This is a genomic window from Mesorhizobium sp. WSM3224, assembly GCF_000427725.1.
In the GTDB taxonomy this organism is placed as follows: domain Bacteria; phylum Pseudomonadota; class Alphaproteobacteria; order Rhizobiales; family Rhizobiaceae; genus Mesorhizobium.
In genome coordinates this window covers 53,111-78,694 of sequence record NZ_KE386577.1, presented here as the reverse complement: position 1 = coordinate 78,694, position 25,584 = coordinate 53,111, and the positions used below count along the sequence as shown (strand labels likewise).

Genomic DNA, 25,584 nt, shown 5'->3' with positions numbered 1-25,584 from the left:
CGTGCCGATCGCGATGGAAGAGAAGCTGCGCTTCGCCATCCGTGAAGGCGGCCGCACCGTCGGTGCCGGCATCGTCGTCACCATTACAGAATAATCGGTCCGGCAGCTGTCGGATCGACAAGGAAAGGGCGGCCTTCGGGCCGCCCTTTTTGTTTCGGAAACAGTATTGCGCGGGGCCTTTTCAATTCTGTTGCAACCACCGTCGCCGCAACTAGTATGGGTTGTACCGAGAGGCTTGTCAGGCGTGGGTTCCGCATTCCGTTCAAAGACCATACGGTGGTGGCGCGGGTTGGTCCGCTTAGGATTGGCCACGGCCATGGGGCTGACCACGTTCGCCGCCACCGCCAAGGAAGAAGCGCCGGACTACGGCCCGACGATGCGCTTTGTCGTCGTGCGCAGCAGCGCGCCGGGCTGCGAGCCGAACTGCCCGGAATGGATCTCAGCCGAAGGGACGATCGACGAGGGCACGCCGAGGCTGCTCAAGCGTCTGCTGAAGACGCTCAGTGGACGGCAACTGCCGATCGTCGTCAATTCTCCCGGTGGCAATGTCGACGCCGCGCTCCAGCTTGGCCGCATGGTCCGCAAGAACAAGCTCGATATCGCGGTCGGCATGACGGTGTTTTCCGGCTGCTCGCCGGCGATGAAGAATTGCCGGGACAATGACGGCAAGAGCCAGCCCTATTCCGGCGTCGCCTACGACAGCGGCGCGATGTGCAATTCGGCTTGCCCGCTGATGTTTGCCGGTGGCATCCACCGCGTCGTCGGCGAATGGGCCTATCTCGGCGTCCATCAGATCACCACCACCTATCGGCGCGAGAAGCTGCTCTACCGCACGACCTATCGGGTCGTGAACGGCAGGAAGAAGCTCATCAGCACCAAGATCGTCAGCCGCAAGAATGCCGGCAGCTACAAGACCTATGAGATGAGCAAGGCGGTCGAGAAGCGGCTGTCGGCCTATTTGAGGGAGATGGGCATCGAACAGGGTGTGCTGGGCGTGATGAAGGCGACGCCGGCCAGCGACATCAGGCAGATCGAACCCGAGGACATGCTGGAGATGAAGCTCGTCACCAGCCTCGATTCGCTCGATCTGCTGACTGAGAGGGCCATGTGCCGGCGCAATCCCGTGCCTGCGAATTGCCGCGAGGTGCCCTCGAACGCGAAGCCGGTCGAGGTGGCCGCCGTCGACGCCGGATCCGCCCCCGCTGCTCCCGCTCCCGCGCCCGCGCCGCAGGTTCGGGACCACGAGATGCGCTTCGTTCTCGTTCGCGGTAGCAATCCGCTCTGCAATCCCGATTGCCCGGAATGGATATCGGCCGAAGGCACGATCGCCGCGGGCACGGCCGACAAGCTGCGCCAGCTGCTCGATACGCTCGGCGGGCGCCGCTTGCCCATTGTCATCAACTCGCCGGGCGGAGATGTGCAGGCAGCACTTGCCGCCGGTCGGCTGATCCGCGCGCGGGGGCTGGATATGGCGGTCGCCCGAACGGATTTTCTCGACTGCGATCCCGCCGCAGTCGGGTGCGTCGCGACAGACGGTCTCCATAGCGGCCTCACCATCGATGCCGGCGCCGAATGCGATGCGGCCTGCGCGGTGATGATCGCTGGCGGCGCCAGGCGTCTCGTTGGTGCCGATGCGCATTTCCTGGTGCATTCTATGGGCATGGAAGAAAAGGTCAGGGCGTATCTCGACGAGATGGCGGTCGGCTCGGGCTTTTTCGTCGCCATGCAGTCGGCGCAGTATGCCAGGCACAGGGAACTCACTCAGGACGAATTGCAGGAATTCGGGTTGACGACAGGCCCGCAATCGGTGGACGCGCTGACCGGCGCGACCATCTGCAAATCGTCGCCGAAGCCCGATAATTGCAGGGTTCTCTCGGCGACCAATGCCGAGGCGGCGTCGCCGGCGAAGCTTTAATGCATGTCGCCCAAAAGTGCGCAGCGGTTTTGGGGGAACGACATGCATCAAAACAAAGACTTTAGCGCCACTTTTGCACTGGCCATCGAGGCAGGTTGAGCGGGGCAGGGTGCTGCCGTTATCTTGCTTGCGAATGGAGGATCGGCGATGAGCGAGGACGCCCCGACTTTGTATGAATGGGCCGGCGGCGGCGAGGCGCTCAACCGGCTGACCCGGACTTTTTACGACAAGGTAGCGACGGATCCGATCGTCGGCCCCGTGTTCAAGAACATGTCGCCGGACCATCCGGCTCACGTCGCGGCCTTCATCGGCGAAGTTTTTGGCGGACCGAAGACCTACAGCGAAAAGCACGGCGGTCATCGCGAGATGGTGATGCATCATCTCGGCAAGCACCTGACCGAGGAGCAGCGCCGGCGCTGGATCAGTCTACTCGCCGACGCGGCCGATGAGGTCGGCTTGCCGGATGATCCCGAGTTCCGTTCCGCCTTCATGGGCTATGTCGAATGGGGATCGCGGCTGGCCAAGATGAACTCCAACATCGGCGAGACCTGCGATCCGGAGACCGAACCGATGCCGGCCTGGGGTTGGGGCGTTCCGGGCGGGCCCTACAAGCCGCCGGGCGGGAAGACGTAGGTGCGCTGGCGTTGTTTCGCGAGCGCGATCCGCTGCCAGCGGAAATGAAATCCGGATTTCCGGCAAAGGCTCTAAAACCGCTCCCGAGTGCTCTTTACAGAGCGCGCGGAAGCTTTTAGGAAGCCCCTGCGCAGCAAATGCGCATGCACGGGCATAGCTCAGTTGGTAGAGCGGCGGTCTCCAAAACCGCAGGTCGTAGGTTCGAGCCCTGCTGCCCGTGCCATTTTCCAAAATGCCGATCCCGAAATGGCCGATCAAGGGCCTCCGCGGTTGAAAATCGGCGGGTGGCTTGCCATATGGTGGGAATTGGGGCATAAGCCCCGCATAGCCGGGACGGGACGACTGGATGGTTCCGAGGCGGCGTTAGGGCATAAAGCGGACCTTGCCACTTGCGTGGATCAAGAATCGGTTTATGTAGACGAGACAGACACGCGACGCGTGGAGCTGGGAAGCCGGCTTTACGCGTCTGATTTGCGTGGGTGAGATAGCGGCGCTGATTCGCTTCGCATAGAGCCCAGGCGGCACGTCCCGGTCAGCGGGATCATCCAGGAGGCCCGGCCAACGGGTCTTTAAAACAGGCGGCGCATGGCTTCGAAAACCACTAATCCCTTCACCTTTCTCCAGCAAGTTCGCGCGGAGACGGCCAAGGTGACATGGCCTTCGCGGCGCGAAACCATGATCTCGACCGTGATGGTCCTCGTGTTCGCGGTGATCGCGATGCTCTTCTTCTTCGCAGCCGACATTCTGATGGGCTATGCGATCGAGTGGATCCTGGGTCTCGGGCATTAATTCGGCGGTTTACGGAGAGGTCGTGAAATGACTGCGCGGTGGTATATCGTCCACGCCTATTCGAACTTCGAGAAGAAGGTCGCCGAGGATATCGAGAACAAGGCCAAGCAGAAGGGTCTGTCCGGCGACATCGAGCAGATCGTGGTGCCGACCGAGAAGGTCGTCGAGATCCGCCGCGGCCGCAAGGTCGACGCCGAGCGCAAGTTCTTCCCGGGCTATGTGCTGTTGAAGGCCAACCTGACCGACGCTGTCTTCTCGCTGGTCAAGAACACGCCGAAGGTCACCGGCTTCCTGGGTGACTCCAAGCCCGTGCCGATCACCGAGGCCGAGGCGCAGCGCATCCTGAACCAGGTCCAGGAGGGCGTCGAGCGGCCGAAGCCCTCGGTCACCTTCGAGATCGGCGAGGCGATCCGCGTTTCGGACGGTCCGTTCGCGTCGTTCAACGGCGTCGTCCAGGAAGTGGACGAGGAGCGTGCCCGCCTCAAGGTGGAAGTTTCGATCTTCGGGCGCGCCGTGCCTGTCGATCTGGAATTCGGACAGGTCGAAAAGGGCTGATCCGAATACCCGCGCCGAAAGGCGTCGGGGTACCGCGCCGAAAGGCGTCGGGCGGCGTGTACTGACGCCGCATGAACGGGTGGGAGGCGAACGCGGCATATAGCCGGCCGCGGGAACCGCACCACCAGACTGCAACCGCCGGCGTTCCCAGGTCGTGGGGCCGGCATGAGAAAAGGCAGGAATAGAGATGGCTAAGAAAATTGCAGGCCAGCTCAAGCTCCAGGTTGCCGCGGGCTCGGCCACGCCGTCGCCCCCGATCGGCCCGGCGCTTGGTCAGCGCGGCATCAACATCATGGAATTCTGCAAGGCGTTCAACGCGCAGACCCAGGAGCTCGAGAAGGGGTCGCCGATCCCGGTCGTCATCACCTACTACCAGGACAAGTCGTTCACCTTCGTCATGAAGACGCCGCCGGTGAGCTACTTCCTGAAGAAGGCCGCGAACCTGAAGTCGGGTTCGAAGGAGCCGGGCAAGGTGAAGGCCGGCACGATCAGCCGCGACAAGGTGCGCGCGATCGCCGAGCAGAAGATGAAGGACCTGAACGCAAACGACGTCGAGGCGGCCATGCGCATGGTCGAGGGCTCCGCCCGCTCGATGGGCCTGGAAGTGGTGGGCTAAGATCATGGCAAAGATTGCAAAGCGTGTTGCTCAGAGCCGCGAAGGCATCGATCCGAACAAGGCTTATGCGCTCTCCGAGGCGCTGCAGCTGCTCAAGGACCGGTCCAAGGTGAAGTTCGACGAGACCGTCGAGATCTCGATGAATCTCGGCGTCGATCCGCGCCATGCCGACCAGATGGTCCGTGGCGTGGTCAACCTGCCGAACGGCACCGGCCGCTCGGTGCGTGTCGCCGTGTTCGCCCGTGGCGACAAAGCCGAGGAAGCCAAGGCCGCCGGCGCCGATATCGTTGGCGCCGAGGATCTGGTCGAAATCGTCCAGAAGGGCACGATCGATTTCGATCGCTGCATAGCCACCCCGGACATGATGCCGCTGGTCGGCCGTCTGGGTAAGGTGCTCGGCCCGCGCGGCATGATGCCGAACCCGAAGGTCGGCACGGTGACCACTGATGTGGCAGCGGCCGTCAAGGCTTCGAAGGGCGGCGCCGTCGAGTTCCGCGTCGAGAAGGCCGGCATCGTTCAGGCCGGCGTCGGCAAGGTCTCGTTCGACGTCAAGGCGCTGGAAGAGAATGTCCGCGCCTTCGCCGATGCGGTGAACAGGGCGAAGCCGACCGGCGCCAAGGGCAACTACGTCAAGAAGGTGTCCGTCACCTCGACGATGGGCCCCGGCCTCAAGCTCGACCTCGCGACGCTCGCCGCGTCGTAGTTGTCGTCTGATCGGCAAGGCCGATCGCAAAGAATTCCGGACCGCCGATCTGTCGGCGGCCCGGTAACCCCGGAAGCCGGAAGGTTTCCGGATATCCTGTCCGAGATTGCAGGCGGCCCAAAAGCCTTAATTCACTTTGGGCCTGCATGAGACGGGTGAAGACCCGACAAAGGAGCGACAAGCTCCAATGAAAGGTTCGAACCGTGTTTGCCTTTTGTCTGCGCATCGCCGGCTTGGCCGTCGGTGTGGCGAAAGGGGGCAGGATCCTCGAGCGTCGTTCGGGAGATCCGGTTTTGGATGGCCCGGCCGGCAAAAGGCAACCCGACGCCTGTCCTTTAAATGGGAATGTTCCCATTGGTGGGCAGGGGTCAACTGGAGATAGGCAGTGGACAGAGCGGAAAAACGCGAACTCGTCACGGGCCTGAACGATGCGTTCTCGAACGCGGGTTCAGTGGTCGTGGCCCACTATGCCGGTATCACCGTCGCGCAAATGAACGACCTTCGGTCGAAGATGCGCGCTGCCGGTGGCACCGTTAAAGTCGCGAAGAACCGTCTCGCCAAAATCGCTCTTCAGGGCACGGACTCCGCATCGATCATCGATCTGTTCAAGGGACAGACGCTGGTCGCTTATTCGGAGGATCCGATTGCGGCGCCGAAGGTCGCGTCCGATTTCGCCAAGGGGAATGACAAGTTGATCATTCTCGGCGGCGCGATGGGCACCACTTCGCTCAACGCCGACGGTGTGAAGGCACTCGCCACACTTCCGTCGCTCGACGAGCTGCGCGCCAGGCTGGTTGGCATGATCGCCACGCCGGCAACCCGGATCGCCCAGATCGTCAATGCACCGGCGGCTTCGGTCGCGCGCGTCATTGGCGCTTACGCCCGGAAGGACGAGGCGGCATGAGGCCGTTCCTCGCTATCACAAACACACGTTCGAACCTAACGAAGGAATACAACAATGGCTGATCTCGCGAAGATCGTAGACGACCTTTCGAAGCTGACCGTCCTCGAGGCGGCTGAGCTGTCGAAGCTCCTGGAAGAGAAGTGGGGCGTTTCGGCCGCTGCTCCGGTGGCGGTTGCCGCTGCCGGCGGCGCTGCCGCTGCCGCTGCTCCGGTTGAAGAGAAGACGGAATTCGACGTCGTTCTCGCCGATGCCGGCGCCCAGAAGATCAACGTCATCAAGGAAGTCCGCGCCATCACCGGCCTTGGCCTCAAGGAAGCCAAGGACCTGGTCGAAGCGGCTCCGAAGCCGGTCAAGGAAGCCGTTTCCAAGGCCGATGCCGACAAGTTCAAGGCTCAGCTGGAAGCAGCTGGCGCCAAGGTCGAGCTGAAGTAACAGGCAAGGGCGGACGGTCTCGCGCCGTCCGCCCCTCCCTGCAAAGGGAGGTTTTGTTGCGCGAGGCGTTCGAAAACCTTTTTCCTGAGGGCCGCAAGCGACCTTCAGGAAACGGGTTTTCTCCCGTTTTAGCCGGCAGCCGCCAAGCGATTGGAAAGGGCGGCCGGAAAAACAGATAGGGGCAGCCGCCGAGGCCGCCCGTTGGTGCAAGGCGAACCGCTGCGAGGTTCGCCCCGAGTTTTAGAGCTAAGGAGCGACGATGGCCCAGACCCAGACTTTCAATGGCCGCAGACGCGTACGCAAGTTCTTCGGAAAGATCCCGGAAGTTGCGGAGATGCCGAACCTCATCGAGGTTCAGAAGGCATCCTATGACCAGTTCCTGATGGTGGACGAGCCCAAAGGCGGCCGTCCGGACGAAGGACTGCAGGCCGTTTTCAAGTCGGTCTTCCCGATCTCCGACTTTTCCGGCTCCTCGATGCTGGAGTTCGTGAAGTACGAGTTCGAGGCACCGAAATTCGACGTTGACGAGTGCCGTCAGCGCGACCTGACCTATGCGGCGCCGCTCAAGGTGACGCTGCGCCTCATCGTGTTCGATATCGACGAGGATACCGGCGCCAAGTCGATCAAGGACATCAAGGAGCAGGATGTCTACATGGGCGACATGCCGCTCATGACGTCGAACGGCACCTTCATCGTCAACGGCACCGAGCGCGTCATCGTCTCGCAGATGCACCGTTCGCCGGGCGTCTTCTTCGACCATGACAAGGGCAAGTCGCACTCGTCGGGCAAGCTTCTGTTTGCCGCGCGCGTCATTCCCTATCGCGGTTCGTGGCTCGACATCGAGTTCGATTCCAAGGACGTCGTGCACGCCCGCATCGACCGTCGCCGCAAGATTCCGGTGACCTCGCTGCTGATGGCGCTCGGCATGGACGGCGAGGAGATCCTGTCGACCTTCTACAACAAGATCACCTACAAGCGCTCCGGCGACCATTGGCGCATTCCGTTCAACGTCGACCGGTTCCGCGGCCTCAAGGCCGTTGGCGACCTGGTCGACGCCGACACCGGTGAAGTCGTTGTCGAGGCTGGCAAGAAGATCACCGCGCGCCAGGCCCGCCAGCTCGGCGACAAGGGTCTCAAGGCCATCAAGGCGACCGACGAGGATCTGCTCGGCAACTATCTCGCCGAGGACATCGTCAACTATGGCACCGGCGAGATCTTCCTCGAAGCCGGCGACGAGATCGACGACAAGACGCTCAAGGTACTGCTCGGCACCGGCGAGGACGAGATCCAGATCCTGGACATCGACCACGTCAATGTCGGCGCCTACATCCGCAACACGCTCAACGTCGACAAGAACGAGAGCCGCCAGGACGCGCTGTTCGACATCTACCGTGTCATGCGCCCGGGCGAGCCGCCGACGCTCGAGACCGCCGAAGCCATGTTCAACTCGCTGTTCTTCGACAGCGAGCGCTATGACCTGTCGGCTGTCGGCCGCGTCAAGATGAACATGCGCCTCGAGCTCAAGGCCGAGGACACGGTGCGCGTGCTGCGCAAGGAGGACATCCTGGCCGTGGTCAGGACGCTGGTCGAGCTGCGCGACGGCAAGGGCGAGATCGACGACATCGACAATCTCGGCAACCGCCGCGTGCGTTCGGTCGGCGAGCTCATGGAGAACCAGTACCGCGTCGGCCTGCTGCGCATGGAGCGCGCGATCAAGGAGCGCATGTCCTCGATCGAGATCGACACGGTCATGCCGCAGGACCTGATCAACGCCAAGCCGGCGGCCGCCGCCGTGCGTGAGTTCTTCGGTTCCTCGCAGCTGTCGCAGTTCATGGACCAGACCAACCCGCTGTCGGAGATCACCCACAAGCGCCGCCTGTCGGCGCTTGGACCGGGCGGTCTGACCCGCGAGCGCGCCGGCTTCGAGGTGCGCGACGTGCACCCGACGCATTACGGCCGCATCTGCCCGATCGAGACGCCGGAAGGCCCGAATATCGGCCTGATCAACTCGCTCGCCACTTTCGCGCGCGTCAACAAGTACGGCTTCATCGAAAGCCCCTACCGCAAGATCGTGGGCGGCAAGCTGACCAACGAGGTCGTCTACCTGTCGGCCATGGAAGAGGCCAAGCATCATGTCGCGCAGGCCAACGCCGAGCTCGACAAGAACGGCGGCTTCGTCGACGAGTTCGTCATTTGCCGTAACGCCGGTGAAGTGATGATGGCGCCGCGCGAAAACGTCGATCTTATGGACGTCTCGCCGAAGCAGATGGTGTCCGTCGCGGCGGCGCTCATCCCGTTCCTCGAGAACGACGACGCCAACCGCGCGCTTATGGGCTCGAACATGCAGCGTCAGGCCGTGCCGCTGGTGCGCGCCGAGGCGCCGTTCGTCGGCACCGGCATGGAGCCTGTCGTCGCCCGCGACTCGGGCGCGGCCATCGGCGCCCGCCGCGGCGGCGTGGTCGACCAGGTTGACGCCACCCGTATCGTCATCCGCGCCACGGAAGACCTCGATCCCGGCAAGTCCGGCGTCGATATCTACCGGCTGATGAAGTTCCAGCGTTCGAACCAGAACACCTGTATCAACCAGCGTCCGCTGGTGCGCATGGGCGACCGGGTGAACAAGGGCGACATTATTGCCGACGGTCCGTCGACCGAGCTCGGCGATCTGGCGCTCGGCCGCAACGTGCTGGTCGCGTTCATGCCGTGGAACGGCTACAACTACGAGGACTCGATCCTGCTCTCCGAGCGCATCGTGGCCGACGACGTCTTCACCTCGATCCACATCGAGGAGTTCGAGGTCATGGCGCGCGACACCAAGCTCGGGCCGGAGGAAATCACGCGCGACATTCCGAACGTTTCGGAAGAGGCGCTGAAGAACCTCGACGAGGCCGGCATCGTCTATATCGGTGCCGAAGTGCAGCCGGGCGACATCCTGGTCGGCAAGATCACGCCGAAGGGCGAAAGCCCGATGACGCCGGAAGAAAAGCTCCTGCGCGCCATCTTCGGCGAAAAGGCCTCGGACGTCCGCGACACCTCCATGCGCATGCCTCCGGGCACTTTCGGCACGGTTGTCGAAGTGCGCGTCTTCAACCGCCACGGCGTCGAGAAGGACGAGCGCGCCATGGCGATCGAGCGCGAGGAGATCGAGCGCCTGGCCAAGGACCGCGACGACGAACAGGCGATCCTCGACCGCAACGTCTATGCGCGTCTTTCCGACGTGCTGGTCGGCAAGGAAGCGATCGCCGGACCGAAGGGCTTCAAGAAGGGCTCGAAGCTGTCGAAGGACACGCTCGACGAGTATCCGCGTTCGCAGTGGTGGCAGTTCGCCGTGGAGAACGAGAAGCTCCAGAGCGAGCTCGAGGCTCTGCGCGGCCAGTACGACGAGTCCAAGAAGGCGCTCGAGCAGCGCTTCATGGACAAGGTCGAGAAGGTGCAGCGCGGCGACGAAATGCCTCCGGGTGTCATGAAGATGGTCAAGGTCTTCGTGGCGGTGAAGCGCAAGATGCAGCCGGGCGACAAGATGGCCGGCCGTCACGGCAACAAGGGTGTCGTGTCGCGCATCGTTCCGGTCGAGGACATGCCTTTCCTCGAGGACGGCACGCATGCCGATATCGTGCTCAACCCGCTGGGTGTGCCGAGCCGCATGAATGTCGGCCAGATCCTGGAAACGCATCTGGGCTGGGCTTGCGCCGGCATGGGCAGGAAGATCGGCGAGCTGATCGACGCGTACAAGGCGGGCGGCGACATCAAGCCGCTGCGCAAGACGCTCGAAAGCTTCATGCCGGCCAACGACCGCAACGAGCCGGTGCGCAGCTATGACGACGAGAGCATCATTCGCCTGAGCGAACAGATGCGCCGCGGCGTCTCGATCGCGACCCCGGTGTTCGATGGCGCGCATGAAGCCGACATCAACATCATGCTGGAGCAGGCTGGCCTGCACACCAGCGGTCAGTCGCAGCTTTATGACGGCCGCACCGGCGAGCCGTTCGATCGCAAGGTGACGATGGGCTACATCTATATGCTGAAGCTCCATCACCTGGTGGACGACAAGATCCACGCGCGTTCGATCGGCCCGTACTCGCTCGTCACCCAGCAGCCGCTGGGCGGCAAGGCGCAGTTCGGCGGCCAGCGCTTCGGTGAGATGGAGGTCTGGGCGCTCGAAGCCTACGGCGCCGCCTACACGCTGCAGGAAATGCTGACGGTGAAGTCGGACGACGTCGCCGGCCGCACCAAGGTCTACGAGGCGATCGTGCGCGGCGACGACACGTTCGAGGCGGGTATTCCGGAGAGCTTCAATGTTCTCGTCAAGGAAATGCGCTCGCTGGGTCTCAATGTCGAGCTGGAGAACACCCAGGTCGAAGAGAACCAGACGCGCCTGCCCGACGCGGCCGAGTAAAGGTCATGGCGCGCTGCGCTTTAAAGATGCGGCGCGCCCTGAGCATGATCCCAAGATCATGCTTACCAAGAGTCTACGGCCGGTTTGACCGGCCAGTCTGCGGACATTTCGTCCGCGATCGATGCAAGGGGTTATCGAGGACCCCGAAAAGGAGAACGGCATGAACCAAGAGGTCATGAATCTCTTCAACCCGCAGGCGCCTGCGCAGGTGTTCGATTCCATCCGGATCTCGCTTGCCAGCCCAGAGAAGATTCTGTCCTGGTCGTTCGGCGAGATCAAGAAGCCGGAGACCATCAACTACCGCACCTTCAAGCCGGAGCGTGACGGCCTGTTCTGCGCGCGCATTTTTGGCCCGATCAAGGACTATGAGTGCCTGTGCGGCAAGTACAAGCGCATGAAGTACAAGGGCGTCATCTGCGAAAAGTGCGGCGTCGAAGTCACGCTGTCGCGCGTTCGCCGCGAGCGCATGGGCCATATCGAGCTCGCCGCGCCCGTCGCCCATATCTGGTTCCTGAAGTCGCTGCCCTCGCGCATCGGCACGCTGCTCGACATGACGCTCAAGGACATCGAGCGCGTGCTCTACTTCGAGAACTACATCGTCACCGAGCCCGGCCTCACCGCGCTGAAGGAGAACCAGCTCCTGAGCGAGGAAGAGTACATGCTTGCCGTCGACGAGTATGGCGAGGATTCCTTCACCGCCATGATCGGCGCCGAGGCCATCCATGACCTTCTGGCCGGAATGGACCTGGAGAAGATCGCCGGCGACCTGCGCTCGGAGCTGGCTTCGACCACGTCCGAGCTCAAGCAGAAGAAGTACTTGAAGCGGCTCAAGGTCGTCGAGAACTTCATGGAATCCGGCAATCGTCCGGAATGGATGATCATGAAGGTGGTTCCGGTGATCCCGCCGGACCTGCGCCCGCTCGTTCCCCTGGATGGCGGCCGCTTCGCCACGTCCGACCTCAACGACCTCTATCGCCGCGTCATCAACCGCAACAACCGCCTGAAGCGGCTGATCGAGCTGCGCGCGCCCGGCATCATCGTGCGCAATGAAAAGCGCATGTTGCAGGAAGCCGTCGACGCATTGTTCGACAACGGCCGTCGCGGCCGCGTCATCACCGGCGCCAACAAGCGTCCGCTGAAGTCGCTGTCCGACATGCTGAAGGGCAAGCAGGGCCGGTTCCGCCAGAACCTGCTCGGCAAGCGCGTCGACTATTCCGGCCGCTCGGTCATCGTGACCGGCCCGGAGCTGAAGCTGCATCAGTGCGGCCTGCCGAAGAAGATGGCGCTCGAACTCTTCAAGCCCTTCATCTACGCCCGCCTCGACGCCAAGGGTTTCTCCTCGACCGTCAAGCAGGCCAAGAAGCTGGTCGAGAAGGAGCGTCCGGAAGTTTGGGATATCCTCGACGAGGTCATCCGCGAGCATCCGGTGCTGTTGAACCGCGCGCCGACGCTGCATCGCCTCGGCATCCAGGCGTTCGAGCCGATCCTGATCGAAGGCAAGGCGATCCAGCTGCATCCGCTGGTCTGCACCGCCTTCAACGCCGACTTCGACGGCGACCAGATGGCGGTCCACGTGCCGCTGTCGCTGGAAGCGCAGCTCGAGGCCCGCGTGCTGATGATGTCGACCAACAACATCCTGCACCCGGCTTCCGGCGCGCCGATCATCGTGCCGTCGCAGGACATGGTTCTCGGTCTCTACTATCTGTCGATCGTCAACCAGAACGAGCCGGGCGAAGGCATGGTGTTCGCCGACATGGGCGAGCTTCAGCATGCGCTGGAGACCAAGGCCGTGACGCTGCACGCCAAGATCAAGGGCCGCTTCCGCTCCGTCGATGCCGAAGGCAACGTCGTGTCGAAGATCTACGACACCACGCCCGGCCGCATGATCATCGGCGAGCTTCTGCCGAAGAACGTCAACGTGCCGTATGAGACAGCCAACCAGGAGATGACCAAGAAGAACATCTCCAAGATGATCGACACCGTCTACCGCCACTGCGGTCAGAAAGAGACGGTCATCTTCTGCGATCGCATCATGGCGCTCGGCTTTGCGCATGCCTGCCGTGCCGGCATCTCGTTCGGCAAGGACGACATGCTGATCCCGGACAGCAAGATCAAGCTGGTGTCCGAGACCGAGGCTTTGGCCAAGGAGTACGAGCAGCAGTACAATGACGGCCTGATCACGCAGGGCGAGAAGTACAACAAGGTCGTCGACGCCTGGGCCAAGTGCTCGGAAAAGGTCGCCGACGAGATGATGGCGCGCATCAAGGCGGTGGAATTCGAGGACAACGGCCGTCAGAAGCCGATGAACTCGATCTACATGATGTCGCATTCGGGTGCGCGTGGTTCGCCCACCCAGATGCGTCAGCTCGCCGGCATGCGCGGCCTGATGGCCAAGCCCTCGGGTGAAATCATCGAGACGCCGATCATCTCGAACTTCAAGGAAGGCCTCACCGTGCTCGAGTATTTCAACTCGACCCACGGCGCCCGTAAGGGTCTGGCCGACACCGCCTTGAAGACGGCGAACTCGGGTTATCTCACCCGTCGCCTGGTCGACGTGGCGCAGGACTGCATCGTCAACTCCGTGGATTGCGGCACCGACAAGGGCCTCACCATGCAGCCGATCGTCGATGCCGGTCAGGTCGTCGCTTCGGTCGGCCAGCGCGTGCTGGGCCGCACCGCGCTCGACGACATCAGCCATCCCGTGACCGGCGACCTGCTGGTCAAGGCCGGCACGCTGATGGACGAGCGCGATGTGGAGCAGATCGAAAAGGCCGGCGTGCAGTCGATCCGCATCCGTTCGGCGCTGACCTGCGAGATCAGGACCGGCGTGTGCGCGGTCTGCTACGGACGCGATCTGGCTCGCGGCACGCCCGTCAACCAGGGCGAGGCCGTCGGCGTCATCGCGGCGCAGTCGATCGGCGAGCCGGGCACCCAGCTCACCATGCGTACCTTCCACATGGGCGGCACGGCGCAGGTGGTGGATTCCTCGTTCCTTGAAGCCTCCTATGAGGGCAAGGTGCAGATCCGCAACCGCAACGTGGTGCGCAACTCGGAAGGCCAGCAGATGGTCATGGGCCGCAACATGGCGGTGCTCATCCTCGACGAAGCCGGCAAGGAACGCGCCACGCACCGCGTCACCTATGGTTCGCGTATCTTCGTGGACGATGGCGACAAGGTGAAGCGCGGTCAGCGCATCGCCGAGTGGGATCCTTACACCCGCCCGATCCTTACCGAAATCGAGGGCAGGGTGGCGTTCGAGGATCTGGTCGACGGCATTTCCGTTCAGGAAACGGCTGACGAATCGACCGGCATCACCAAGCGCGAGGTCATCGATTGGCGTTCGACGCCACGCGGCAACGACCTGAAGCCGGCGATGGTCGTCCAGGATGCCAAGGGCAAGGTCGGCAAGCTGTCGAAGGGCGGCGATGCACGCTTCCTGCTCTCGGTCGAGGCCATCCTCTCGGTCGAGCCTGGCGCGCATGTCCGTCCGGGCGACGTGCTGGCGCGTATCCCGATGGAAAGCGCCAAGACCAAGGACATCACCGGTGGTCTGCCGCGCGTTGCGGAACTGTTCGAGGCTCGCCGTCCGAAGGATCACGCCATCATCGCCGAGATCGATGGCACGATCCGCTTCGGCCGCGACTACAAGAACAAGCGCCGCATCATCATCGAGCCGCATGACTCGACGCTCGAGCCGGTGGAGTACCTGATCCCGAAGGGCAAGCCGTTCCATCTCCAGGACGGCGACGTCATCGAGAAGGGCGACTACATCCTCGACGGCAACCCGGCGCCGCACGACATCCTGGCGATCAAGGGCGTGGAGGCGCTTGCCTCCTACCTCGTCAACGAGATCCAGGAGGTCTACCGCCTGCAGGGCGTGTCGATCAACGACAAGCACATCGAGGTGATCGTTCGCCAGATGCTGCAGAAGGTCGAGATCACCACGCAGGGCGACTCGACCTATATCCCGGGCGACCACGTCGACGTGATCGAACTGGAAGAGGTCAACGAGCGCCTGATCGAGGACGGCAAGAAGCCGGCCGAAGGTCAGCCGGTGCTCTTGGGCATAACCAAGGCATCGCTGCAGACACCGTCCTTCATCTCGGCCGCCTCCTTCCAGGAGACGACCAGGGTGCTCACCGAGGCTGCGGTTGCCGGCAAGACCGACATGCTGCAGGGCCTGAAGGAAAACGTCATCGTCGGCCGTCTGATCCCGGCCGGCACGGGCGGCACGATGAGCCAGATAAGGCGCATCGCCACCTCGCGCGACGAACTCATCATCGACGAGCGCCGCAAGGCCTCCGGTGTCGAGGTCGCCGAGCCGATGCTGACCGACATGGTCAACGCCGCGCAGTAGGCGGCATGAAATGAGAAACAGGAAAAGGGGCCCGCGTGGCCCCTTTTCGCATTTCAGAGCATGATCTTGAAAAGTGGGATCGGGATGATGGCTCCACTTGCCGTAATCCTGATCGAAGGTCACGAAAGAGGAAGAGCCATGAGCAGCAAGACCTGGACGGCCGTTGACGATTATATCGTTTCCTCGCTTTTCGAATCCGATCCCGTGCTGGACGCGGTGATCAAGACCAATCGCGACCAAGGGCTGCCGGCAATCGACGTCTCGGCCGCTCAAGGCAAGCTGCTGTCGCTGCTGGTGCGTATTCGGGGCGCGAAAAAGGTGCTGGAGGTCGGCACGCTTGGCGGCTACTCGACCATCTGGATGGCGAGGGGATTGCCGGCGGACGGCAAGGTCGTGACGCTGGAGCTCGATCCGCATCACGCCGGGGTCGCGCGCTCGAACTTCGAGCGGGCAGGGGTGTCCGACAAGGTCGACCTGCGGGTAGGTCCCGCGCTGCCGTCGCTTGCCACGCTGGCAAGCGAAAATGCCGGTCCGTTCGACCTGATCTTCATCGACGCCGACAAGCCGAACAACCCGAACTATCTCGACTGGGCGATGAAGCTGTCGCGCTCAGGCACGGTGATCGTCTGCGACAACGTCATCCGCGACGGAGCTGTGGTGAAGAAAAATAGCGGCGACGCCAATGTCGAAGGCGCGCGTGCGGCATTCTCCTTCATCGGCGGCGACAAGCGAGTGGACGGCACCGCGATTCAAACCGTCGGCGCCAAGGGCTACGACGGGTTCGCCATCGCAATCGTCAAGTGACATCACACCGTGGGTGACGGTGATGTCAGACCAACTCGGTCATGCTCACTTGTCACCGGCTGTTCGTTTGACGACCGGCTTCCCCCAATCCGTCGCTGCTTCGCAGCGCCACCTTTCCCCCTCCGGAGGGAAAGGAAGCCGCGTTGAACGAGCGTTGGCGGCAATAGGTTCGCGCCCTTCCTCTACCGCCGATCGGGGGAGAGGTAGCTCGGCGTAGCCGAGACGGAGTGGGGGTCGACCTGGCACGAGCGTGCTTTCCAGCCAGGTCCGCGATCCCTTCGCATGCACAACTCAATCGTAGAACGCCTCGACCACGTTGCGCTTGCCCAGCATGAACGCATCGGCCACGTGCTGCAGCGGGGCGAGATCGACATCGGAAGTCCCGGCGCGGACAATCTCGGCGAAGCGCCTGTAGAGCATCGGGTACTCCGCTTCCGGCTCGTCATGGACGAGCTTGCCGTCGATGGAGAGCTTCGAGCCGCCGCCGGAAAGCACCATTTCGCCCTTGTCAGTTTCCGCCAGGATGTCCCAGCTCTGCGGGCCGGTTTGCAGCCAGTCGAGTTCCATCGTCACCGGCAGGCCGGTCGAGGTGCGGAAGGCGACACGCGAGGCGACGGGTGCCGCGCGGTTCTCCGGAAAATCCAGCACGGCCGAGGTGATGAACATCGGCGGCAGGATGTGGGTGGCGATCGAGAGCGCATTGATGCCCGGATCGAACACTCCGAAGCCGCCCGGCTCCCAGATCCATTCCTGGTTCGGATGCCAGCGGCGCACGTCTTCCTTCCAGTAGATGGCGGACGAAGTCACTTTTGCCGAGGCGAGGAACGCACGCGCGGCCTCCACCGCCGGCGCATAGCGCGAATGCCAGCTGGCGAAGAGCGAGACACCGTTCTTTTCGGCTAGCGCCTTCAGGTGCTCGACCTCGCTGACCGTGGCGCCCGGCGGCTTTTCCAGGAACACGTGCTTCCTTGCTTCAAGCGCGGTGCGCGCGGCGTCGTAGCGGAACTGCGGCGGCATGCAGAGCGACACCGCCTCGAGGCCGGGTTCGGCCGCAAGCATCGCTTCTATGCTGGGATAGTTCGCTATGCCGTCGACCTTGCCGTGGCGGCTGGCCGCGGCGACGAGCTGATAATTGCCATCCTTGGCGACTGCAGGCAGGTGCTGGTCGCGGACGATCTTTCCCACGCCGACGATGCCGAGCTTGATGGGACTGCTGGTCATGGGAACTCCGAAAATGGACGAGTGACAGTTCTGGGTGGAGGGCTTGCCGACAAGCCGAGGAAGGGTAGTTGCGCCGCGCGCGATATCAGAGAGGCTCGTCGAAAGTGACGATCGAGACCTCGCCTTCAAGCGCGCCCTGATAGGCCGACAGATGTGGCTCCTCGTCGGGCACGCCCTCCATGTCGCCGATCTGGTCGAGCTCGGCCTCGGCGAATCCCTCGGCGGCAAGCGATTCGAGCGCGCGGCGCACGGCAGAATCATCGTCGGGCGCCACCAGCATCACATGGACGCCTTCCGCTTTGCCGCCCTTCTTCTTCCACACCCGGCCGGTGATGATGGTGACCGGCCGTTCTTCATTGTCGTTCACGGGCTGATTCCCCTTGGTAGAGAGATTGGGCGCTGTTCATGGCGCTTTTTTGCATGAAGCCTGCGCGTGTGACAGCCGAAAGCCGGTCACTTTCTTCTTCCGTCTTGAAAAAAGACGCAAGAAAATTACATGCGTTTTCCGCATGGCTGCCAGGCCTCGGGTTGGGCGCAATATTTGGCGTTCCGGGGTTGACGGTTCGAAGGCTTGCGAGTAGAAGCCGCCCAGTCAGAACCGATGTGAGGCTCTCCTGTCCGAAGCGACACGCTTTGGAGCTTGCCTCAAACAGGGTTCGTTTTACGATCGAAAAGACATTTCCGGCGCGCATGAAGCGGCTCCCGCTTCCTCTGCAATTTGTTCGGGCAGGACCGCGAGGCGCGGTGTGTTGCCCGAATTTGCGTATGGAATGACGCTTTGAGCGGCCCTGACAGGGCAGACACGGAATTGAGAGACAAGAGGGTTTAATGCCTACCGTCAACCAGCTGATCCGCAAGCCGCGCCTCGCGCCGGTGAAGCGCAACAAGGTCCCGGCCATGCAGCAGAACCCGCAGAAGCGGGGCGTCTGCACGCGCGTCTACACCACGACGCCGAAGAAGCCGAACTCGGCGCTGCGCAAGGTGGCCAAGATTCGTCTGACCAACGGTTTTGAAGTGATCGGCTACATCCCCGGCGAAGGCCACAACCTTCAGGAACACTCGGTTGTCATGATCCGCGGCGGTCGCGTCAAGGATCTGCCGGGCGTCCGCTATCACATCATCCGTGGCGTGCTCGACACGCAGGGTGTGAAGAACCGCAAGCAGCGCCGTTCGAAATACGGCGCCAAGCGTCCGAAGTAAGGGTTTCCCATGTCCCGTCGTCACAGTGCAGAAAAGCGTGAGATCAATCCGGACCCCAAGTTCGGCGACCTGATCGTCACCAAGTTCATGAACGCCGTCATGTATGACGGCAAGAAGTCGGTTGCCGAGACCATCGTCTACGGCGCGCTGGACCAGGTCCAGGCCAAGACCAAGCAGGAGCCGGTCACCGTCTTCCATCAGGCGCTCGACAATGTCGCGCCGCATGTGGAAGTGCGCTCGCGTCGCGTCGGCGGCGCCACCTACCAGGTTCCGGTCGATGTCCGCCCCGAGCGCCGTCAGGCGCTGGCCATCCGCTGGCTGATCGCCGCTGCGCGCAACCGCAACGAGACCACCATGGTCGACCGCCTCTCGGGCGAGCTGATGGACGCGGCCAACAACCGCGGCACGGCTGTCAAGAAGCGTGAAGACACCCACAAGATGGCAGAAGCCAACCGCGCCTTCGCGCACTACCGCTGGTAAAGCGCGAACGAGACTGAGAGGCACCTCCCATGGCCCGCGAATACAAGATCGAAGACTACCGCAATTTCGGTATCATGGCGCATATCGACGCCGGCAAGACGACGACGACCGAGCGCGTCCTCTATTACACGGGCAAGTCGCACAAGATCGGCGAAGTCCATGATGGCGCTGCCACCATGGATTGGATGGAGCAGGAGCAGGAACGCGGCATCACCATCACCTCGGCCGCGACCACGACCTTCTGGAAGGGTCGTGACGGCAAGATGCGCCGCTTCAACATCATCGACACCCCCGGACACGTCGACTTCACCATCGAAGTCGAGCGTTCGCTGCGCGTGCTCGACGGCGCCATCGCGCTGCTCGACGCCAACGCCGGTGTCGAGCCGCAGACCGAGACCGTCTGGCGCCAGGCCGACAAGTACCACGTGCCGCGCATGATCTTCTGCAACAAGATGGACAAGATCGGCGCCGACTTCTACCGCTCCGAGGAAATGATCGGGTCGCGCCTCGGCGCACAGGCTGTCGTCATGCAGCTGCCGATCGGCGCCGAGACCGAGTTCAAGGGCGTCGTCGACCTCGTCGAGATGAATGCGCTTGTCTGGCGCGACGAGACGCTGGGCGCTGCCTGGGACGTTGTTGAGATCCCGGCCGACCTCAAGGACAGGGCCGAGCAGTATCGCGAGAAAATGATCGAAGCCGCCGTCGAGATGGACGAGACCGCGCTCGAGAACTACCTCGAAGGCAAGATGCCGTCGAATGACGAGATCCGCGCGCTGATCCGCAAGGGCACCATCGCGGTCAAGTTCTTCCCGATGTTCTGCGGCTCGGCCTTCAAGAACAAGGGCGTGCAGCCGCTGCTCGACGCCGTTGTCGACTATCTGCCGTCGCCGGCAGAAGTTCCGGCCATCAAGGGCGTCGACGCCAAGACCGACGCCGAGATCGAGCGTCATGCCGATGACAATGAGCCGCTGTCGATGCTGGCGTTCAAGATCATGAACGACCCGTTTGTCGGCTCGCTCACCTTTGCCCGCATCTATTCGGGCAAGCTCGCCAAGGGCATCTCGGTCGACAACACCGTCAAGGGCAAGAAGGAGCGCATCGGCCGCATGCTGCAGATGCATGCGAACTCGCGCGCCGACGTTGAAGAAGCTTATGCCGGCGACATCGTTGCGCTTGCCGGCCTCAAGGACACGACCACCGGCGACACGCTGTGCGACCCGCTGCACCCGGTCATCCTCGAGCGCATGGAATTCCCCGATCCGGTCATCCAGATCGCCATCGAGCCGAAGACCAAGAACGACCAGGAAAAGATGGGCCTCGCGCTGCATCGTCTGGCGGCCGAGGATCCGTCCTTCCGCGTCAAGACCGACGAGGAAAGCGGCCAGACCATCATCGCCGGCATGGGCGAGCTGCATCTCGACATCATCGTCGACCGCATGCGCCGCGAATTCAAGGTTGAAGCCAATGTCGGCGCGCCGCAGGTGGCTTATCGCGAGACCATCACCCGCACGCACGAGCAGGATTACACGCACAAGAAGCAGACCGGCGGAACCGGCCAGTTCGCTCGCGTCAAGATCATCTTCGAGCCGAACACCGAGAGCGAAGAGTTCGTGTTCGAGTCCAAGATCGTCGGCGGTGCGGTTCCGAAGGAATACATCCCCGGCGTCGAGAAGGGCATCAACAGCGTCATGGGTTCCGGCCCGTTCGCCGGCTTCCCGATGATCGGCGTCAAGGCCACTCTCGTCGACGGCGCCTTCCACGATGTCGACTCCTCGGTGCTGGCGTTCGAAATCGCCTCCCGCGCCTGCTTCAAGGAAGCCGCTCCGCGCCTCGGCGTGCAACTGCTGGAGCCGATCATGAAGGTCGAGGTCGTGACGCCGGAAGATTATGTCGGCGGCGTCATCGGCGACCTCAACGGCCGTCGTGGCCAGATCCAGGGTCAGGAAGCGCGCGGCGTTGCCGTCGTCATCAACGCGATGGTGCCTTTGGCCAACATGTTCAAGTACGTCGACAATCTGCGTTCGATGTCGCAGGGTCGCGCCCAGTACACGATGCAGTTCGACCACTACGAGCCGGTTCCGACCGCGGTCGCCCAGGAAGTTCAGAAGAAATACGCGTAACTCGAGCGGGTTGCACGAGACCTTAATTCAAGGCCCGCACGGGCAAGCAGGAATGGAGAGATCACATGGCAAAAGGTAAATTCGAGCGCACCAAGCCGCATGTGAACATTGGCACGATCGGTCACGTCGATCATGGCAAGACGTCGCTGACGGCGGCGATCACGAAGTATTTTGGCGAATACAAGCGCTATGACCAGATCGACGCGGCGCCCGAAGAGAAGGCGCGCGGCATCACGATCTCGACGGCGCATGTCGAGTATGAGACGGCCAACCGCCACTATGCCCATGTCGACTGCCCCGGCCACGCCGACTATGTGAAGAACATGATCACCGGCGCCGCGCAGATGGACGGCGCGATCCTGGTTGTGTCGGCCGCCGACGGCCCGATGCCGCAGACCCGCGAGCACATCCTGCTTGCCCGCCAGGTCGGCGTTCCCTCGATCGTGGTGTTCTTGAACAAGGTCGACCAGGTCGACGATGCCGAGCTGCTCGAGCTGGTCGAGCTCGAGGTTCGCGAGCTGCTGTCGAAGAACGAGTTCCCCGGCGACGACATTCCGATCGTCAAGGGCTCGGCGCTGGCCGCGCTTGAGGATTCCAACAAGACCATCGGCGAGGACGCCATCCGCGAGCTGATGGCTCAGGTCGACGCCTACATCCCGACGCCTGTTCGTCCGCTGGACAAGCCGTTCCTGATGCCGATCGAGGACGTGTTCTCGATCTCGGGCCGCGGCACCGTTGTGACCGGCCGCGTCGAGCGCGGCGTGGTCAAGGTCGGCGAGGAGCTGGAAATCGTCGGCATCCGTCCGACCACCAAGACGACCTGCACGGGCGTCGAGATGTTCCGCAAGCTGCTCGACCAGGGCCAGGCCGGCGACAACATCGGCGCGCTGCTGCGCGGGGTCGACCGTGAAGGTGTCGAGCGCGGCCAGGTCCTGGCCAAGCCGGGCACGGTGAAGCCGCACAAGAAGTTCGTGGCCGAAGCCTACATCCTGACCAAGGACGAGGGTGGCCGTCACACGCCGTTCTTCACCAACTACCGTCCGCAGTTCTACTTCCGCACCACCGACGTGACGGGCATCGTGACGCTGCCGGCCGGCACCGAGATGGTCATGCCCGGCGACAACATCACCGTCGACGTCGAGCTGATCGTGCCGATCGCGATGGAAGAGAAGCTGCGCTTCGCCATCCGTGAAGGCGGCCGCACCGTCGGTGCCGGCATCGTCGTCACCATTACAGAATAATTGGACTGAAACCGATCTGTCGCGGGCGCGGGAGCTGCCCGCGCCGCGCCAGAACAAGGAATTGACGCATGAACGGACAGAATATCCGCATCCGCCTTAAGGCGTTTGACCACCGGGTGCTCGACGCCTCGACGCGCGAAATCGTGTCGACCGCCAAGCGCACCGGCGCCAACGTCCGCGGCCCCATCCCGCTGCCGACGCGGATCGAAAAATTCACGGTCAACCGATCGCCCCACGTCGACAAGAAGAGCCGTGAGCAGTTCGAGATGCGCACGCACAAGCGGCTGCTCGACATCGTCGATCCGACCCCGCAGACGGTCGATGCTTTGATGAAGCTCGATCTGGCGGCCGGTGTCGACGTCGAGATCAAGCTCTAAGGGAATGAGAGCGCGGTAAGGGGCGGTGCCCCTGGCCCGGAACTCTAAAGGAATTGAACCGATGCGTTCAGGTGTGATTGCAAAGAAGGTGGGAATGACCCGCATCTATAACGATGCCGGCGAGCACGTTCCCGTCACTGTTCTTCAGATGGAGAACTGCCAGGTCGTGGCCCAGCGCACGCAGGAGAAGAACGGCTACACCGCCGTCCAGCTCGGCGTTGGCCTTGCCAAGGTGAAGAACACGTCGAAGGCCATGCGCGGCCATTTCGCCGCCGCGTCCGTCGAGCCCAAGGCTAAGGTCGCCGAATTCCGCGTCTCCGCCGACAACATGATCGACGTAGGCGCCGAGCTGACGGTCGAGCATTTCGTCGTCGGCCAGAAGGTCGACGTCACCGGCACCTCGACCGGTAAGGGTTTCCAGGGCGTGATTAAGCGGCACCACATGGGTGGCGGCCGCGCCACGCACGGCAACTCGGTCTCGCACCGTACGCACGGCTCGACCGGTCAGCGCCAGGACCCCGGCAAGGTGTTCAAGGGCAAGCACATGGCTGGCCACATGGGCGACACTCGCGTCACCACGCAGAATGTCGAGGTCGTGTCGACCGACGCTGATCGCGGCCTGATCCTGATCCGCGGCGCGGTTCCCGGCGTCAAGGGCGCCTGGATCCTGGTTCGCGACGCTGCCAAGGTTGCGCTGCCGGCTAATGCGCCGAAGCCTGCCGCGATCCGTGCCGCTGCCGCCAAGAACGAAGCCCCGGCCACCGAGGGAGCGGAATAATGGATATCAAGATCACAACGCTGGGCGGCAAGGACGCCGGCAAGGTGAAGCTCTCCGAGGAGATTTTCGGCCTTGACCCGCGCGAGGACATTCTGCAGCGCGTCGTGCGCTGGCAGCTCGCCAAGAAGCAGCAGGGCACGCACAAGGCCAAGGGCCGCGCCGAGATCGCGCGCACAGGCGCCAAGATGTACAAGCAGAAGGGTACGGGCCGCGCCCGTCACCACTCGGCTCGCGCTCCGCAGTTCCGCGGCGGCGGCAAGGCACACGGCCCGGTCGTGCGCAGCCACGAGCACGACCTGCCTAAGAAGGTCCGCGCGCTCGGCCTCAAGCACGCTCTCTCGGCCAAGGCCAAGAGCGCGTCGATCATTATCATCGACGAGCTGAAGCTGACCGAGGCCAAGACAAAGGCGCTGATCGCGAATTTCGCGACGCTCGGCCTGACCAACGCTTTGGTGATCGGTGGCGCCGAGCTTGACCAGAACTTCAAGCTGGCGGCGACGAACATTCCGAACATCGACGTGCTGCCCATTCAGGGCATCAACGTCTACGACATTCTGCGCCGCGGCACGCTGGTCCTTTCGAAGGCCGCCGTCGAGGCTCTCGAGGAGCGCTTCAAATGACCGACCTTCGTCACTACGACGTGATCGTCTCGCCGGCGATCACCGAAAAGTCGACCATGGCTTCCGAGAACAACCAGGTCGTCTTCAACGTCGCCAAGAAGGCGTCGAAGCCGGAAATCAAGGCCGCCGTCGAAGCGCTGTTCGGCGTCAAGGTCACGGCTGTGAACACGCTTGTCCGCAAGGGCAAGATCAAGCGCTTCCGCGGCACGATCGGCCGCCAGAGCGACGTCAAGAAGGCGGTAGTGACGCTGGCCGACGGCCAGTCGATCGACGTCGCGACGGGTCTCTGAGCAAGGCCGCGAGGACAGGACAATGGCACTTAAGAAATTCAACCCGGTAACGCCGAGCACCCGTCAGCTGGTCATCGTCGACCGCTCGGGCCTCTACAAGGGCAAGCCCGTCAAGGGCCTGACCGAAGGCCTGACCAAGTCGGGCGGTCGCAACAATTACGGCCGCATCACGGCCCGCTTCATCGGCGGCGGTCACAAGCGTTCGTACCGCATCATCGACTTCAAGCGTAAGAAGTACGACGTCGTCGGCACGGTCGAGCGTATCGAATACGATCCGAACCGCACCGCCTTCATCGCCCTGATCAAGTATGACGATGGCGAGCTGTCCTACATCATCGCCCCGCAGCGCCTTGCCGCCGGCGACAAGATCGTGGCCGGCGAAGCGGTCGACGTGAAGCCGGGCAACGCGATGCCGCTGGCTTCGATGCCGGTCGGCACGATCGTCCACAACATCGAGCTAAAGCCGGGCAAGGGCGCCCAGGTCGCCCGTTCGGCGGGCGGTTACGCCCAGCTCGTCGGTCGCGACCAGGGCATGGCGATCCTGCGCCTCAACTCGGGAGAGCAGCGTGTCGTGCATGGCTCCTGCATGGCCACTGTCGGCGCGGTGTCGAACCCTGACCACGGCAACATCAACGACGGCAAGGCAGGCCGCACTGTCTGGCGCGGCAAGCGCCCGCACAATCGCGGCGTGACCATGAACCCGGTCGACCATCCGCACGGCGGCGGCGAAGGCCGCACCTCGGGCGGCCGGCATCCGGTTTCGCCCTGGGGCAAGCCGACCAAGGGCAAGAAGACGCGGTCCAACAAGGCGACCGACAAGTTCATCCTGCGCTCGCGCCATCAGCGCAAGAGCTAAGAAGAGGTAACGCCAAGTGACTCGTTCTATTTGGAAAGGCCCCTTCATCGACGGCTACCTTCTTAAGAAGGTGGACAAGGTTCGTGAAGGCGGTCGCAATGAGGTGATCAAGATGTGGAGCCGCCGCTCCACCATCCTGCCGCAGTTCGTCGGCCTCACCTTCGGTGTCTACAACGGCCAGAAGCACGTTCCCGTCTCGGTGAACGAGGACATGGTCGGTCACAAGTTCGGTGAGTTCGCTCCGACCCGGACCTATTACGGTCACGGCGCGGATAAGAAGGCGAAGAGGAAATAATC

The 25,584-nt window shown here is 62.9% G+C and carries 23 protein-coding genes and 1 tRNA gene; 22 read left to right on the top strand and 2 right to left on the bottom strand.

Annotated elements, in window-relative coordinates:
• The first annotated feature begins 316 nt into the window (after positions 1–316).
• The 12 genes from YU3_RS0134400 (at position 317) to YU3_RS0134345 (ending at position 16,104) form a co-directional block, all read left to right on the top strand.
• Positions 317–1,915, top strand: a complete 1,599-nt coding sequence (locus YU3_RS0134400) for a hypothetical protein (RefSeq protein WP_245273743.1) — start codon at positions 317–319, stop codon at positions 1,913–1,915.
• A 147-nt stretch (positions 1,916–2,062) separates the two neighbouring features.
• Positions 2,063–2,548 carry a group II truncated hemoglobin gene (locus tag YU3_RS0134395; RefSeq protein WP_027170384.1) on the top strand — a complete coding sequence of 162 codons (486 nt, stop codon included), beginning with the start codon at positions 2,063–2,065 and terminating at the stop codon, positions 2,546–2,548.
• 147 nt (positions 2,549–2,695) lie between these two features.
• Positions 2,696–2,771 (top strand) — tRNA-Trp (locus YU3_RS0134390).
• Positions 2,772–3,133: 362 nt separating this feature from the next.
• A complete protein-coding gene (gene secE, locus YU3_RS0134385) occupies positions 3,134–3,337 on the top strand; it encodes a preprotein translocase subunit SecE (RefSeq protein ID WP_027170383.1) in 204 nt (67 codons plus the stop codon).
• A gap of 27 nt (positions 3,338–3,364) precedes the next feature.
• A complete protein-coding gene (gene nusG, locus YU3_RS0134380) occupies positions 3,365–3,892 on the top strand; it encodes a transcription termination/antitermination protein NusG (protein WP_027170382.1) in 528 nt (175 codons plus the stop codon).
• Between the two features lie 187 nt (positions 3,893–4,079).
• Complete coding sequence (rplK, locus tag YU3_RS0134375; protein WP_027170381.1) at positions 4,080–4,508, top strand: 50S ribosomal protein L11; 429 nt, start codon at positions 4,080–4,082, stop codon at positions 4,506–4,508.
• A 4-nt stretch (positions 4,509–4,512) separates the two neighbouring features.
• Positions 4,513–5,211, top strand: coding sequence for a 50S ribosomal protein L1 (rplA, locus tag YU3_RS0134370; protein WP_027170380.1), 699 nt, complete (start codon positions 4,513–4,515; stop codon positions 5,209–5,211).
• Between the two features lie 385 nt (positions 5,212–5,596).
• The gene (gene rplJ / locus YU3_RS0134365; protein WP_027170379.1) at positions 5,597–6,115 is read left to right on the top strand and encodes a 50S ribosomal protein L10; all 519 of its coding nucleotides are present in this window, start codon (positions 5,597–5,599) and stop codon (positions 6,113–6,115) included.
• Positions 6,116–6,169: 54 nt separating this feature from the next.
• The gene (gene rplL / locus YU3_RS0134360) at positions 6,170–6,547 is read left to right on the top strand and encodes a 50S ribosomal protein L7/L12 (protein ID WP_027170378.1); all 378 of its coding nucleotides are present in this window, start codon (positions 6,170–6,172) and stop codon (positions 6,545–6,547) included.
• Positions 6,548–6,806: 259 nt separating this feature from the next.
• Entirely contained in the window at positions 6,807–10,943 is a 4,137-nt protein-coding gene (gene rpoB, locus YU3_RS0134355; protein WP_027170377.1) for a DNA-directed RNA polymerase subunit beta, read from the top strand.
• A 160-nt stretch (positions 10,944–11,103) separates the two neighbouring features.
• Positions 11,104–15,300, top strand: coding sequence for a DNA-directed RNA polymerase subunit beta' (gene rpoC / locus YU3_RS0134350; protein WP_027170376.1), 4,197 nt, complete (start codon positions 11,104–11,106; stop codon positions 15,298–15,300).
• 138 nt (positions 15,301–15,438) lie between these two features.
• Positions 15,439–16,104, top strand: coding sequence for an O-methyltransferase (locus tag YU3_RS0134345; RefSeq protein WP_027170375.1), 666 nt, complete (start codon positions 15,439–15,441; stop codon positions 16,102–16,104).
• 291 nt (positions 16,105–16,395) lie between these two features.
• On the opposite strand, the gene YU3_RS0134340 is transcribed toward YU3_RS0134345, so the two are convergent.
• Both YU3_RS0134340 and YU3_RS0134335 read right to left on the bottom strand, forming a co-directional pair.
• Positions 16,396–17,325, bottom strand: a complete 930-nt coding sequence (locus tag YU3_RS0134340) for a Gfo/Idh/MocA family oxidoreductase (protein WP_036260380.1) — start codon at positions 17,323–17,325, stop codon at positions 16,396–16,398.
• Positions 17,326–17,410: 85 nt separating this feature from the next.
• Positions 17,411–17,692, bottom strand: coding sequence for a hypothetical protein (locus tag YU3_RS0134335; RefSeq protein ID WP_027170373.1), 282 nt, complete (start codon positions 17,690–17,692; stop codon positions 17,411–17,413).
• 461 nt (positions 17,693–18,153) lie between these two features.
• Between YU3_RS0134335 and rpsL the strand changes: the two genes are divergently transcribed.
• The 10 genes from rpsL (at position 18,154) to rpsS (ending at position 25,582) form a co-directional block, all read left to right on the top strand.
• On the top strand, positions 18,154–18,525 hold the full coding sequence (gene rpsL, locus YU3_RS0134330) for a 30S ribosomal protein S12 (protein WP_006202128.1): 372 nt from the start codon (positions 18,154–18,156) through the stop codon (positions 18,523–18,525).
• Between the two features lie 9 nt (positions 18,526–18,534).
• Positions 18,535–19,005 (top strand): 30S ribosomal protein S7, encoded by a 471-nt coding sequence (gene rpsG / locus YU3_RS0134325; protein WP_027170372.1) that lies wholly within the window; start codon positions 18,535–18,537, stop codon positions 19,003–19,005.
• A 29-nt stretch (positions 19,006–19,034) separates the two neighbouring features.
• Entirely contained in the window at positions 19,035–21,125 is a 2,091-nt protein-coding gene (fusA, locus tag YU3_RS0134320) for an elongation factor G (RefSeq protein WP_027170371.1), read from the top strand.
• 65 nt (positions 21,126–21,190) lie between these two features.
• Positions 21,191–22,366: an elongation factor Tu gene (gene tuf, locus YU3_RS0134315; RefSeq protein WP_027170370.1), complete on the top strand. Its 1,176-nt coding sequence runs from the start codon at positions 21,191–21,193 to the stop codon at positions 22,364–22,366.
• A 68-nt stretch (positions 22,367–22,434) separates the two neighbouring features.
• Positions 22,435–22,743 carry a 30S ribosomal protein S10 gene (gene rpsJ / locus YU3_RS0134310; RefSeq protein ID WP_006205468.1) on the top strand — a complete coding sequence of 103 codons (309 nt, stop codon included), beginning with the start codon at positions 22,435–22,437 and terminating at the stop codon, positions 22,741–22,743.
• A 61-nt stretch (positions 22,744–22,804) separates the two neighbouring features.
• Positions 22,805–23,521, top strand: a complete 717-nt coding sequence (gene rplC / locus YU3_RS0134305) for a 50S ribosomal protein L3 (protein WP_027170369.1) — start codon at positions 22,805–22,807, stop codon at positions 23,519–23,521.
• Positions 23,521–24,141, top strand: coding sequence for a 50S ribosomal protein L4 (gene rplD, locus YU3_RS0134300; RefSeq protein ID WP_027170368.1), 621 nt, complete (start codon positions 23,521–23,523; stop codon positions 24,139–24,141). The genes rplC and rplD overlap by 1 nt, the downstream gene beginning before the upstream one ends.
• Positions 24,138–24,431, top strand: a complete 294-nt coding sequence (locus YU3_RS0134295; protein ID WP_027170367.1) for a 50S ribosomal protein L23 — start codon at positions 24,138–24,140, stop codon at positions 24,429–24,431. Before rplD ends, YU3_RS0134295 begins: the two co-directional genes overlap by 4 nt.
• Before the next feature lie 22 nt (positions 24,432–24,453).
• Positions 24,454–25,287, top strand: coding sequence for a 50S ribosomal protein L2 (gene rplB, locus YU3_RS0134290; RefSeq protein WP_027170366.1), 834 nt, complete (start codon positions 24,454–24,456; stop codon positions 25,285–25,287).
• A 16-nt stretch (positions 25,288–25,303) separates the two neighbouring features.
• Positions 25,304–25,582: a 30S ribosomal protein S19 gene (rpsS, locus tag YU3_RS0134285; protein WP_015317982.1), complete on the top strand. Its 279-nt coding sequence runs from the start codon at positions 25,304–25,306 to the stop codon at positions 25,580–25,582.
• Positions 25,583–25,584 lie beyond the last annotated feature (2 nt).